This is a genomic window from Streptomyces fulvorobeus, from assembly GCF_013167895.1.
In the GTDB taxonomy this organism is placed as follows: domain Bacteria; phylum Actinomycetota; class Actinomycetes; order Streptomycetales; family Streptomycetaceae; genus Streptomyces; species Streptomyces fulvorobeus.
Genome location: NZ_BLWC01000001.1, coordinates 4,480,926 through 4,493,489, shown reverse-complemented (window position 1 = coordinate 4,493,489; position 12,564 = coordinate 4,480,926). Strand labels below are relative to the sequence as shown.

8 protein-coding genes and 3 pseudogenes are annotated in these 12,564 nt (G+C 72.7%); 7 read left to right on the top strand and 4 right to left on the bottom strand.

Going from position 1 to position 12,564, the window contains the following annotated elements; translation table 11 throughout:
• Nucleotides 1-42: 42 nt before the first annotated feature.
• The 4 genes and pseudogenes from Sfulv_RS20375 (at nucleotide 43) to Sfulv_RS20360 (ending at nucleotide 2,685) form a co-directional block, all read left to right on the top strand.
• Nucleotides 43-675, top strand: a complete 633-nt coding sequence (locus tag Sfulv_RS20375) for an AIM24 family protein (RefSeq protein ID WP_173318052.1) — start codon at nucleotides 43-45, stop codon at nucleotides 673-675.
• Nucleotides 675-1,324, top strand: a pseudogene (locus Sfulv_RS20370) (AIM24 family protein). The gene Sfulv_RS20375 and the pseudogene Sfulv_RS20370 overlap by 1 nt, the downstream one beginning before the upstream one ends.
• Nucleotides 1,321-2,102 (top strand): annotated as a pseudogene (locus tag Sfulv_RS20365) (AIM24 family protein). The pseudogenes Sfulv_RS20370 and Sfulv_RS20365 overlap by 4 nt, the downstream one beginning before the upstream one ends.
• A gap of 106 nt (nucleotides 2,103-2,208) precedes the next feature.
• The gene (locus tag Sfulv_RS20360; protein ID WP_173316022.1) at nucleotides 2,209-2,685 is read left to right on the top strand and encodes a MarR family winged helix-turn-helix transcriptional regulator; all 477 of its coding nucleotides are present in this window, start codon (nucleotides 2,209-2,211) and stop codon (nucleotides 2,683-2,685) included.
• 74 nt (nucleotides 2,686-2,759) lie between these two features.
• Here Sfulv_RS20360 and Sfulv_RS20355 read toward each other — a convergent pair whose 3' ends face one another.
• The gene (locus tag Sfulv_RS20355; RefSeq protein ID WP_173316021.1) at nucleotides 2,760-4,265 is read right to left on the bottom strand and encodes a sensor histidine kinase; all 1,506 of its coding nucleotides are present in this window, start codon (nucleotides 4,263-4,265) and stop codon (nucleotides 2,760-2,762) included.
• Nucleotides 4,262-4,924, bottom strand: coding sequence for a response regulator transcription factor (locus Sfulv_RS20350; protein ID WP_173316020.1), 663 nt, complete (start codon nucleotides 4,922-4,924; stop codon nucleotides 4,262-4,264). The genes Sfulv_RS20355 and Sfulv_RS20350 overlap by 4 nt, the downstream gene beginning before the upstream one ends.
• Nucleotides 4,925-5,042: 118 nt before the next feature.
• Here Sfulv_RS20350 and Sfulv_RS20345 point away from each other — a divergent pair, with 118 nt between their 5' ends.
• Nucleotides 5,043-5,657, top strand: coding sequence for a PepSY domain-containing protein (locus tag Sfulv_RS20345; protein ID WP_173316019.1), 615 nt, complete (start codon nucleotides 5,043-5,045; stop codon nucleotides 5,655-5,657).
• A gap of 58 nt (nucleotides 5,658-5,715) precedes the next feature.
• Here Sfulv_RS20345 and meaB read toward each other — a convergent pair whose 3' ends face one another.
• A complete protein-coding gene (meaB, locus tag Sfulv_RS20340; RefSeq protein WP_173316018.1) occupies nucleotides 5,716-6,675 on the bottom strand; it encodes a methylmalonyl Co-A mutase-associated GTPase MeaB in 960 nt (319 codons plus the stop codon).
• A gap of 44 nt (nucleotides 6,676-6,719) precedes the next feature.
• Nucleotides 6,720-7,921: pseudogene (locus tag Sfulv_RS20335) on the bottom strand (acetyl-CoA C-acetyltransferase).
• Between the two features lie 134 nt (nucleotides 7,922-8,055).
• Between Sfulv_RS20335 and mce the strand changes: the two are divergent.
• Nucleotides 8,056-8,484, top strand: coding sequence for a methylmalonyl-CoA epimerase (mce, locus tag Sfulv_RS20330; RefSeq protein WP_173316017.1), 429 nt, complete (start codon nucleotides 8,056-8,058; stop codon nucleotides 8,482-8,484).
• A gap of 166 nt (nucleotides 8,485-8,650) precedes the next feature.
• Complete coding sequence (scy, locus tag Sfulv_RS20325; RefSeq protein ID WP_173316016.1) at nucleotides 8,651-12,514, top strand: polarized growth protein Scy; 3,864 nt, start codon at nucleotides 8,651-8,653, stop codon at nucleotides 12,512-12,514.
• Nucleotides 12,515-12,564: the final 50 nt, after the last annotated feature.

Genomic DNA, 12,564 nt, shown 5'->3' with positions numbered 1-12,564 from the left:
CTGTCCCCGCGGCGGCGCTCCGGCTACCGTCGTGGTGTGGCAATGTTCCGGCTCCAGGGCGGCAAGACGCTCGCCGTCGACCTCACGGGTGACGGCGTCAAGGCGAAGAACGGCTCGATGGTCGCGTACGACGGCCGGATGGCGTTCAAGAAGATGTCCGGCGGCGGTGAGGGCATACGCGGCATGGTGACCCGCCGGCTGACCGGCGAGCAGATGACCATGATGGAGGTGACGGGCCAGGGCACCTGCTACTTCGCGGACCGGGCGAGCGAGATCAGCCTGGTCACCCTGCGCGGCGACAAGCTGTACGTGGAGGCGAGCAACCTGCTGGCCACCGACTCCGGGCTGCGCACCGGCACCAGTTTCACCGGGGTGCGCGGCGGGGCGAGCGGCAACGGCCTGTTCACCACGACCGTCGAGGGCACCGGCCAGGCGGCGATCGTGTCGGACGGTACGGCGGTGGTGCTGCGGGTGACGACCCGGTACCCCCTGAGCGTCGACCCGGGGGCCTACATCGCCCATCAGGGCAACCTCCAGCAGCACTTCCAGTCCGGGGTGAACTTCCGCACACTGATGGGTGAGGGCTCCGGCGAGTCGTTCCAGATCCGCTTCGAGGGCGAGGGCCTGGTCTACGTGCAGCCCAGCGAGCGCAACACCCTCGGGGGCGATGTCTGATGCCGTTCCGTGAGATCAACGCGAAGATGGTCGAGGCCGCGGTGGTTCCCGGCCAGAAGATGTACAGCCAGCGGGGCGCGATGCTCGCCTACCGCGGCGACGTCACCTTCACCCGAACACGCGGGGCGGTCAGGGCGGCCTGGCCTCGATGATCGGCCGGCGGGTGGCCGGCGAGGCGACCCCGCTGATGACGGTCGAGGGCAGTGGCACGGTGATGTTCGGCCACGGCGGCCACCACATCCAGGTGATCGCCCTGGCCGGCGACACCCTCTACGTGGAGGCGGACCGGCTGCTCGCGTTCGACGGGACGCTCCGGCAGAGCACGATGTTCATGGGCTCGCAGGGTGGGGTGATGGGCATGGTGCGCGGCCAGGTGACCGGGCAGGGCCTGTTCACCACGAGCCTGACGGGCCACGGCTCCGTCGCGGTGATGGCCCACGGCGGAGTGGTCGAACTGCCCATCGCGCCGGGCCGTGAGGTGCATGTGGACCCGCAGGCGTACGTCGCCCACCACGGAGACGTACGCAACAAGCTCTCCACCGCGCTCGGCTGGCGGGACATGGTGGGGCGCGGCTCCGGTGAGGCGTTCCAGCTGGAGCTCAGCGGCAGTGGTGCGGTGTACGTCCAGGCGTCGGAGGAGAAGCTGTGAGCACGCCCGTGATCCACGACCCGATGACCCTGCCGTCGGACGACAACGTCAACGCGTACACCTTCTGCGTGGAGCTCACGGGGAGCCGGTGGTTCCTGCAGAAGGGCAAGATGATCGCCTACTACGGGCAGATCGAGTTCAGCGGCATCGGGCACGGCCGCTTCGAACGGCTGATCCGTACGAGCTTCCACTCGCCGCTGCACGCGAACGACTGGGTGGTGGCCGAGGGCAGCGGCAAGATGCTGCTCGCGGACCGGGCCTACGACGTGAACTCGTTCGACCTGGAGAACGGGAACCTGACGGTCCGCTCAGGCAACCTGCTGGCCTACCAGCCCACGCTGGCCCTGAAGCAGTCGATCGTGCCGGGTTTCGTGACCCTGATCGGTACGGGGAAGTTCGTGGCCGCGTCCAACGGCCCGGTGGTCTTCATGGAACCGCCGCTGCGGGTCGACCCCAGGCGCTGGTGGGCTGGGCGGACTGCCCCGCGCCCTGCCACCACTACGACCACGGGTACATGTCGGGCGTGCTGGGCGGGCTGCGGTCGCTGACGGGGATCGGCGGCGCCTCGGGCGAGGAGCACCAGTTCGAGTTCGTCGGGGCGGGGACGGTCCTGCTCCAGTCGACGGAGGTGCTGATGGCCGAGCAGCCCTCGGGCGCGGTGCCGCAGCAGGCAGGGGTGCCGGGCGGCGGGCCGCACTCCCCCGGCGCGGGTCAACACGGGGCCGCACCCCGTCTGCCCGGCCAGCTGGGGGACCTCCAGCGTCGCTTCGGGCTGTGAACGGTAGGCTGCGGAGTGTGACGTCGAACGTCTGCGCCCAGCTTCACGCGGCGCGTCACACCCTCACGCTTCGTCCGGCTTTCAACTTCTTAGGTAGAATCCATACATGGAGACCGAGACGGCCACTCGCTGGCTGACCGACGCAGAGCAGTGCGCCTGGCGCACCCACCTTGACGTCAGCAGGCTGCTGATGCACCAGCTGGAGAAGGACCTCCAGCCGTTCGGCCTGACCAACAACGACTACGAGATCCTCGTCAACCTGTCGGAGGCCGAGGAGCAGCGCATGCGGATGAGCGACCTCGCCGCCTCGACGCTGCAGTCCAAGAGCCGGCTCTCGCACCAGATCACCCGCATGGAGAGCGCGGGCCTGGTCCGCCGCGAGAACTGCGAGTCGGACCGGCGCGGGCTGTACGCCGTGCTCACCGAGCCGGGCGCGGAGACGATGCGCAAGGTCGCCCCGCACCACGTCGCTTCGGTGCGCAAGCACTTCATGGACCTGCTGTCCCCTGAGGCGCTGGCGGAGCTGCACACCGCGCTGACGCCGATCGCGGACCACCTGCGCGGCAGGCGCGGCAAGCCGTAGCGGCTCCGTCCTCGATCGCCGGACGGGTGCTGTCCGGGCACCTTGAGCCCGCCGGGTGGTCGAGGGCGCGGCGTTCACGTGTTCCGGGGCAGGCGCAGGCGGAACAGGGCTCCGCCACCCCCGGCATCGCCCACGGTCAGCGTGCCGCCGTGGCGGGCCGCCACGTCCCGCGCGATGGCGAGGCCGAGACCCGCCCCACCGTCGTCCCGGCCGCGCGCGTCGTCCAGTCGGACGAACCGCTCGAAGATCCGCTCCCGCTCCTCCCGCGGCACCCCCGTCCCGTCGTCGGTGACGTCGACGAACACCGCGTCCCGCTCCGCGCCCACCGCCACGGTGACCACACTCCCGGCATGCCGCTCCGCGTTGTCCAGCAGATTGCCGACCACCCGGGCCAGCTGCCCGCGCGAACCGCTCACATCGAACGACTCGTCCTCGGGTACGGACACCGTCACCGCGATCCGGTCGCCCGTGCGCTGCGACGCCTCCTCGCGCACCAGCGCCCCCAGCTCCACCGCCGCGCGCCCGGGCCGCTCGCCCGCGTCCAGCCGGGCCAGCAGCAGCAGATCGGCGGCGAGATCCTGGAGCCGTACGGTGTCGGCGACCGCCCCCGGCACGTCCAGCAGCCCGGGGTGCGCGACGCCCACCTCCAGCTGGGTGCGCAGCGAGGCGATCGGGCTGCGCAGCTCGTGCGAGGCGTCCGCCACGAAGCGCCGCTGCCGGCCGACCGATGCCTCCAGCACGGTGAGTGTCTCGTTGGTCGTACGGGCCAGCCTGGCGATCTCGTCGCGCGACCCCGGCTCCGGCACCCGGCGGCCCAGGTCCTGGGAGGCGGTGATCGCGGCCAGCTCCCGCCGGATGCCCTCCACGGGGCGCAGGGCGCGGCGGGTCACCAGCCAGGTCACGGCGGCGACCACGAGCAGCAGGACGGGCAGCCCCGTCAGCATGGCGCCGCGCACGGTGCTCACGGCCTCCTGCCCGGCGGCGAGCGGGGCGCCCGCGTGGACCGTCAGCGTCAGACCGGCGGAGTTCGTCGCCTCGACGGCGGCGAACCGGTAGTCGGCCGTCTCGCCGTCGACCGTGGCCGTGCCGTCGGTGAGCACCGGTTCGTCGGACGAGACCTCGCGGCGGGCGCGGTCGTTGCCGTTGCTGTCGCTGTCGTCGCCTTCATCGCCTTCGTCACCTGCATCGCCCGCATCGCCCGCACCGCCCTCACCGCCCTCAATGGATGCCTCACCGTTGTCGCGCACCGACTCCGGCGCCCGCGCCGAACGGACCGGGGCGACCTCCCGCGTACCGGTTCCTTCGACCGCCTCCAGGTCCTGGGAGGCCGCCACCAGCCGCCCGTCCTCATCGGTCACCTGGACCGGGTGGATGTCCTCGTCCCCCAGGTCCAGCTCGTCCAAGGGCCTGTCCAGCGCCAGTTGCCCCGCCACCTCGCGGGCGGCCACCTCCGCCTCCAGGCCCGCCCGGTCGGTGAGCTCGGCGCGCAGGACGAGCAGTACGGCGAGCCCGGCCCCGATCAGCGCCACGGCGACGACCAGCGTGGCACCCAGGGCGGCCCTGGCCCGTACGGACCTCACAGCGCTTCCAGCCGGTAGCCCGCGCCACGGACGGTACGGATGGCCGCGGCGCCCAGCTTGCGCCGCAGCGTGCTGACGTAGACCTCGACGATGTTCGGATCGCCGTCGTAGGCGAAGTCCCACACGTGCTCCAGGATGTCCGCCTTGCTCACCACCGCGCCCGCCCGCAGGGCGAGCTGCTCCAGCACGGCGAACTCCTTGGTCGTCAGCTCGATCTCGTCCTCGCCCCGGTGCACCCGCCGGGCCGCGGTGTCCATGCGCAGCGAGCCGACGGCCAGTACGGGCGAGGGGGAGCCACCGCCGCGCCTGCGGAGCAGCGCCCTGATCCGGGCGACCAGGACGACGTAGCTGAACGGCTTGGTCAGGTAGTCGTCGGCGCCCGTGTCGAGCCCCTCCGCCTCGTCGTACTCCCCGTCCTTGGCCGTCAGCATCAGGATCGGCTCCTCGTGGCCCGCGGCGCGCAGGGCGGCGCAGACCCGGTAGCCGTTCATGCCGGGCAGCATGACGTCGAGCACGACGAGGTCGTACATCCCCTCCCCCGCGCGGTGCAGCCCTTCCAGGCCGTCGTGCACGACGTCCACGGCGAAGCCCTCGGCGGTGAGTCCCCCGGCCAGGGACATCGCCAGCCGCTTCTCGTCCTCCACGATCAACAAGCGCATAGCCACCAGAGTCGCAAACCGAACCTGAAGACGCCTTCAGGTGGCTTCAGGCCGTCTTCAGCATCGGCCCGGCAGTGTGGACCGCGTCGAACCGGACAGCTATCGGGGAGGAACCCTCATGAAGCGCAACATCGCCATCGCGGCCGTCACCGCGGCCGTACTCGTCGGCGGCGGAGCCGTCGCCACCGCCGCCTTCGCGGACGACGACGACAAGGCGGGCGGCGAGCGGGGAACGGCGGCGGCCGGCGCCGTGATCACCGTCGACGAGGCCACGGCCGCCGCGCTCAGGACCGTCCCCGGCACGGTCACCGACGCGGAGCTGGACGACGAGGACGACGCCGGCCGGCTCGTCTGGGACCTCGCCGTGTACGGCTCCGACAAGGTCTGGCACGACGTGACCGTGGACGCGTACAAGGCGAAGGTGCTCAGCGACCGCGAGGACGCCAACGACGACGACCGTGACGCGCGCGCCCCCCGGTCCGCGGACGTCTCGCTCAAGGACGCGGCCGACGCCGCTCTGGCGGAGCGGGCGGGCACGGTGACGTCCGTCGACCTCGACGACGATGACGACGACCGCCGCGGCGGCGCGCCGCGCTGGGACGTCGACGTCAGGGGCAAGGACGGCAAGGGGTACGAGCTGACCGTCGACGCCCGGAACGGCAACGTCACGGTGGAACGGGATGACCAGAAGGACGACCAGGACGACGACCAGGACGACGACCACGACAGCTGACCGGGCCGCCGCACGGTTCCGGGCCGGCCCGCACGCCGCCCCGGAACCGCTGTGCGGGTCACCCGCTGCCGGTGATCCCCGCCACCAGCTCGTCGGCCGCCGCGTACGGGTCGAGCCGGCCCGCCACGATGCGCTCGGCGAGTGCGTCGAGCCGGCGGTCGCCGTGCAGGTCGGCGATCCGCTCGCGCAGCGCCGTGACCGCGATCGTCTCGACCTCGTGGGCCGCCCGCGCGGTGCGCCGCGCGGTCAGCACCCCGTTCTCCGCCATCCACGCCCGGTGCTTCTCCAGGGCCTCGACGACCTCGTCTACGCCCTCGCCCCGGGCGGCGACCGTCTTCACGATCGGCGGACGCCAGGCGCCGGGCCCCCGGCTCTCCCCGAGGCCCAGCATGTGGTTCAGCTCGCGGACGGTGGCGTCGGCGCCGTCCCGGTCGGCCTTGTTGACGACGTAGACATCCCCGATCTCCAGGATTCCCGCCTTCGCCGCCTGGATGCCGTCGCCCATGCCGGGCGCCAGCAGGACCACGGAGGTGTCGGCCTGCGAGGCGATCTCCACCTCCGACTGCCCGACGCCGACCGTCTCGACGAGGATCACCTCGCACCCCGCCGCGTCCAGCACCCGGATCGCCTGCGGGGCCGACCAGGCGAGACCGCCGAGATGGCCGCGGGTGGCCATGGAGCGGATGTAGACGCCGGGGTCGCAGACGTGTTCCGACATCCGGATGCGGTCACCGAGGAGCGCGCCCCCGGAGAACGGCGACGACGGGTCGACGGCGAGGACGCCGACCCGCTTCCCGGCCCGCCGGTACGCGGAGACCAGCGCCGACGTCGATGTCGACTTGCCGACACCGGGTGATCCGGTGAGCCCGACGACGTACGCGTTCCCGGCCAGCGGTGCCAGGGCCGCCATCACCTCGCGCAGGTGCGGCGAAGCCCCCTCCACCAGGGAGATCAGCCGGGCCACGGCCCGCGGCCTGCCCTCCCGCGCCTGCTCGACCAGGGTGGGGACGTCCACCATCACCGCTCCGTTCACTCGTAGGGCTCTCGGCTGTTCGGGTACCGCTACCTGGGGACGCGGATGATCAGCGCGTCACCCTGGCCGCCGCCGCCGCACAGCGCCGCCGCACCCGTGCCGCCGCCGCGGCGCTTCAGCTCCAGGGCGAGGTGCAGGACGACGCGGGCGCCGGACATCCCGATGGGGTGGCCGAGCGCGATGGCGCCGCCGTTGACGTTGACCTTGTCCGAGGTGACGCCGAGATCCTTCATCGACTGGACGGCCACGGCCGCGAACGCCTCGTTGATCTCGATCAGGTCGAGGTCCCCGACCTCCAGGCCGTCCTTCTTCAGGGCGTGCCGGATGGCGCTGGAGGGCTGCGACTGGAGCGAGTTGTCCGGGCCCGCCACGTTGCCGTGGGCGCCGATCTCGGCGATCCAGTCCAGGCCGAGCTCCTCGGCCTTGGCCCTGCTCATGACGACGACCGCGGCGGCGCCGTCGGAGATCTGCGAGGAGGTGCCCGCCGTGATCGTGCCGTCCTTGGCGAAGGCGGGGCGCAGCCTGCCGAGCGACTCGACGGTGGTCTCGGGCCGGATGCCCTCGTCCTTGGCGAAGAGAATCGGGTCGCCCTTGCGCTGCGGGATCTCGACCGGGGTGATCTCGGCCTCGAAGACACCGTTCTTCTGGGCGGCCGCGGCGCGCTGGTGGGAGAGCGCGGCGATCTCGTCCTGCGCCGCACGCGCGAGGCCGAGGCGGGTGTTGTGCTTCTCGGTGGACTCACCCATCGCGATGTTCTCGAAGGCGTCGGTGAGACCGTCGTGGGCCATCGCGTCGAGCATCTCGATCGCACCGTACTTGTAGCCCTCGCGGGACTTCGGCAGGAGGTGCGGCGCGTTCGTCATCGACTCCTGGCCACCGGCCACCACGATGTCGAACTCACCGGCGCGGATCAGCTGGTCGGCGAGCGCGATCGCGTCGAGCCCCGACAGGCACACCTTGTTGACGGTGAGCGCGGGCACGTTCATCGGGATGCCGGCCTTGACCGCGGCCTGGCGCGCGGGAATCTGCCCGGCCCCCGCCTGGAGGACCTGGCCCATGATCACGTACTCGACCTGGTCGCCGCCGATGCCGGCCCGGTCCAGCGCCGCCTTGATGGCGACACCCCCGAGGTCGGCCCCGAGAAGGACTTGAGGGAGCCGAGGAGGCGGCCCATGGGCGTCCGGGCGCCCGCGACGATCACAGAGGTGGTGGTACCGGTCGTTCCTGGCATGGGCACGGCCCCTAGGGGTGAGAGGTGAACGAGGGTTTACCCGAATGTACTGAGCGGTACCCCGCCCGTCATCCGGCAGCGGGTGTGATCGCGCGCACGTTGCGTAACCAACGCCACGGCGGTGCACTGGTTCCATGCTGACGCGAATCGACCACATCGGGATCGCCTGTTTCGACCTCGACCTAACCGTCGAGTTCTACCGCTCGACCTACGGCTTCGAGGTGTTCCACTCCGAGGTCAACGAGGAGCAGGGCGTGCGGGAGGCCATGCTCAAAATCAACGATACGTCCGACGGCGGTGCCTCCTACCTCCAGCTGCTCGAACCGACCCGTCAGGACTCGGCGGTGGGCAAGTGGCTGGCCAGGCACGGCGAGGGCGTCCACCACATCGCGTTCGGTACGGCGGACGTGGACGGGGACGCCGCCGGCATCCGCGAGAAGGGCGTTCGGGTGCTGTACGACGAGCCCAGGACCGGGTCCATGGGGTCCCGGATCACGTTCCTGCACCCCAAGGACTGCCACGGTGTCCTCACGGAACTGGTCACCTCCCGGACGGAGCACTGACCACCGCATACCCGGCCCGGTAGAGTGGGCGGTTCCGGGCCGGGGCCGGGCCGGGGCCGCGCCGCGTCCCTGCCGTTGATCTGTCACCATTCCCCCGGGGGACCGCTCGCCAGGCGAGCGGTGCTCGTTTGGAGAATTGCGACCAGGGGACGGATGGGACCGCGCAGTGCGGGGCTACGAACGCCAGGAGAGCCACCGAGCTGAAGTCGACCATCTCTCGCGGTTCGAAGCCGAGATGGACCGGCTGAGGACCGACCGGGAGAAGGCCGTCCAGCACGCCGAGGACCTCGGCTACCAGGTCGAGGTCTTGCGCGCCAAGCTGCACGAGGCCCGGCGCAATCTCGCGACGCGTCCCGCCTACGACAGCGCGGACCTCGGCTACCAGGCCGAACAGCTGCTCCGCAATGCCCAGGTCCAGGCCGAACAGCTGCGCACCGACGCCGAGCGCGAGCTGCGTGACGCCCGGGCCCAGACCCAGCGCATCCTCCAGGAGCACGCGGAGCACCAGGCCCGTCTCCAGGCGGAGTTGCACGCCGAGGCCGTACAGCGCCGCCAGCGGCTCGACCAGGAGCTGGCCGAGCGCCGCCAGACCGTCGAGTCCCACGTCAACGAGAACGTCGCCTGGGCCGAGCAGTTGCGCGCCCGCACCGAGGCGCAGGCCCGCCGGCTCCTGGAGGAGTCCCGCGCCGAGGCCGAGCAGTCCCTCGCGGCGGCCCGCGCCGAGGCCATCCGGCTCGCGGACGAGACCCGTCAACGGCTGGGCTCCGAGGCCGAGTCGGCCCGCGCCGAAGCCGAAGCGATCCTGCTGCGGGCCCGCAGGGACGCCGAACGGCTGATCAGCGCCGCCTCGGACCAGGCCCAGGAGGCCACCTCCCACGCCGAGCAGCTGCGCACCTCGACGACGGCGGAGACCCAGCAGACCCGGCAGCAGACCGCCGAACTGAACCGGGTCGCCGAGCAGCGTATGCAGGAGGCCGAGACGCGGCTGCGCGAGGCGCGCCTGGAGGCCGACAAGGTCGTCACCGAGGCGAAGGAGGCCGCGGCGAAGCGGCTGGCCGGCGCCGAGTCGCAGAACGAGCAGCGCACCCGTACGGCCAGGTCGGAGATCGCCCGGCTGGTCGGCGAGGCCACGAAGGACGCCGAAGCCCTCAAGGCGGAGGCCGAGCAGGCGCTCGCCGACGCCCGCGCGGAGGCCGACCGGCTCAAGTCCGAGGCGTCCGAGAAGGCCCGCGCCGCGGCTGCCGAGGACACCGCGGCCCAGCTCGCCAAGGCGGCCAGGACGGCCGAGGAGGTGCTGACCAAGGCGTCCGAGGACGCGAGGTCCACCACCAGGGCGGCGAGCGAGGAGGCCGAGCGCATCCGCCGGGAGGCCGAGGCCGAGGCCGACCGGCTGCGCGGCGAGGCCGCCGAGCAGGCGGACGAGCTCAAGGGCGCGGCCAAGGACGACACCGAGGAGTACCGGGCCAGGACGGTCGAACTCCAGGAGGAGGCACGCCGGCTGCGCGGCGAGGCCGAGCAGCTGCGCTCCGAGGCGGTCGCCGAGGGCGAGCGCATCCGAGGCGAGGCCCGCCGTGAGGCCGTCCAGCAGATCGAGGAGGGCGCGCGGACCGCCGAGGAGCTGCTGACCAAGGCCAAGGCGGACGCCGACGAACTGCGTACGTCCGCGGGCGCCGAGGGCGACCGGGTCAGGTCCGAGGCGGCCGAGCGTGCCGCAGCCCTGCGCAAGCAGGCGGAGGAGACCCTGGCACGCGCCCTGGCCGAGGCCGAGCGGCTGCGGACCGAGGCCGAGGAGCAGGCCGAGTCGACCACCACCGCGGCCGAGCGTGCGGCGGCCGAGCTCCGCGAGGAGACCGAGCGGGCGGTCACCGCCCGGCGGACCGAGGCGGCCGACGAGCTCGCCCGGCTGCGCGCCGAGGCCGAGAAGCGCGTCGCCGCGGCCGAGGAGGCGCTCGGCGAGGCCCGTACCGAGGCGGAGCGCGTGCGCCTCGAAGCGAAGGAGGAGGCCGAACGGCTCCGTACGGAGGCTGCCGAGCGGCTCCGTACGCTCCGCGAGCAGGCCGAGACCGAGGCCGAGCGGCTGCGCACCGAAGCCGCCGCCGACGCGGCTCGGTCCCGCGCGGAGGGCGAGTCCGTCGCCGTACGGCTGCGCACGGAGGCGGCCACCGAGGCCGAGCGGCTCAAGTCGGAGGCGCAGGAGAGCGCCGACCGGGTGCGCTCCGAGGCGGCGGCAGCCGCCGAGCGGGTCGGTACGGAGGCCGCCGAGGCCCTCGCCGCCGCCCAGGAGGAGGCCGGCCGGCGCCGCCGCGAGGCCGAGGAGACGCTCGGCGGCGCGCGCGCCGAGGCCGACCAGGAGCGCGAGCGCGCCCGCGAGCAGAGCGAGGAGCTGCTCGCCTCCGCCCGCAAGCGGGTCGAGGAGGCCCAGACCGAGGCCCAGCGCCTGGTCGAGGAGGCGGACCGCCGGGCGAGCGGGATGGTCTCCGCCGCCGAGCAGACCGCACAGCAGGTGCGGGAGTCCGTCGCCGGTCTCCAGGAACAGGCCGAGCAGGAGATCGCCGGGCTGCGCTCCACCGCCGAGCACGTCGCCGAGCGGACCAGGACCGAGGCGCAGCAGGAGGCGGACCGCGTCCGCGCCGACGCCTACGCCGAGCGGGAGCGGGCCACCGAGGACGCCAACCGCGTCCGCCGGGTCGCCAACGAGGAGACCGAGGCGGCGAAGGCGCTGGCCGAGCGGACGGTTGCCGACGCGATCACCGAGTCCGAGCGGATGCGCGCGGACTCCTCCGAGTACAGCCAGCGGGTCCGTACCGAAGCTTCCGACGCGCTGGCCTCGGCCGAGCAGGACGCCTCGCGCTCCCGTGCCGAGGCCCGCGACGACGCCAACCGCATCCGCGGCGAGGCGGCGGCCCAGGCCGACCGGCTCATCGGTGAGGCGTCGAGCGAGAGCGAGCTGCTGCGTACCGAGACCGCGGCCCGGTCGGAGCTCCTCATCCGGGAGGCCACCGAAGAGGCCGAGCGGCTGCGCGCGGAGGCGGCCGAGCAGCACGGCCAGCTCATCGGCGAGGCCACCGGCGAGGCGGAACGCCTGCGCGCGGAGGCGGCGGAGACCGTCGGTTCGGCGCAGGAACACGCGGCACGGACCCGCGCCGAGTCCGAACGGGTGCGCGCCGAGGCGGAGTCGGCGGCGGAGCTGATGCGCGCGGAGGCACGCGAGGAGGCGGACCGCCTGCTCGACGAGGCGCGCGAAGCGGCGTCGAAGCGCCGCGCCGACGCCGCCGAGCAGGCCGACCAGCTCATCAACAAGGCCCAGGAGGAGGCGCTGCGCGCCGCCACCGAGGCCGAGGAGCAGGCGGACACGATGGTCGGCATGGCCCGCAAGGAGGCCGCGCGGATCACCTCGGAGGCGACGGTCGAGGGCAACACCCTGGTGGAGCGGGCCCGCACGGACGCCGACGAGCTGCTGGTCGGCGCCCGCCGCGATGCCACCGCCACCAGGGAACGGGCCGAGGAGCTGCGCCGGCGTCTGGAGAGCGAGATCGAGGAACTGCACGAGCGGGCCCGCCGCGAGACCTCCGAGCAGATGAAGACCGCCGGTGAGCGCGTGGACAAGCTGATGAAGGCGGCGGCGGAGCAGCGCGAGGAGGCCGCGGCGAAGGCCAAGGAGCTGCTGGCGGACGCCAACTCGGAGGCGAGCAAGGTCCGGATCGCCGCGGTGAAGCGTGCCGAGTCACTGCTCAAGGAGGCCGAGCTGAAGAAGGCCACCCTGGTCCGCGAGGCCGAGAAGCTGCGCGCCGACGCCCAGGCGGAGGCGGAGCGGACGGTGGACGAGGGCCGGCGCGAACTCGACCTGCTGGTGCGCAGACGCGAGGACATCAATGCGGAGATCTCCCGTGTCCAGGACGTACTGGAGGCGTTGGAATCTTTCGAGGCGCCCACAGGAGGCGGGAAGGCGGCCAACGGGAGTACGTCCGGTGGCGTCAAGGCCACAGCGGCGGCGGCCGGCCGTTCCGGTGGCAAGTCGTCCGACGGCTAGCCCGTCAGCCGTTTCACGTGCTTCGACATGAACATGCAATCCTTTGAGTA

Coding starts and splice junctions, on each gene's coding strand:
- Sfulv_RS20375 (WP_173318052.1), top strand. CDS start 43: ATGTTCCGGCTCCAGGGCGGCAAGACGCTCGCCGTCGACCTCACGGGT.
- Sfulv_RS20360 (WP_173316022.1), top strand. CDS start 2,209: ATGGAGACCGAGACGGCCACTCGCTGGCTGACCGACGCAGAGCAGTGC.
- Sfulv_RS20350 (WP_173316020.1), bottom strand. CDS start 4,924: ATGCGCTTGTTGATCGTGGAGGACGAGAAGCGGCTGGCGATGTCCCTG.
- Sfulv_RS20345 (WP_173316019.1), top strand. CDS start 5,043: ATGAAGCGCAACATCGCCATCGCGGCCGTCACCGCGGCCGTACTCGTC.
- meaB (WP_173316018.1), bottom strand. CDS start 6,675: ATGGTGGACGTCCCCACCCTGGTCGAGCAGGCGCGGGAGGGCAGGCCG.
- mce (WP_173316017.1), top strand. CDS start 8,056: ATGCTGACGCGAATCGACCACATCGGGATCGCCTGTTTCGACCTCGAC.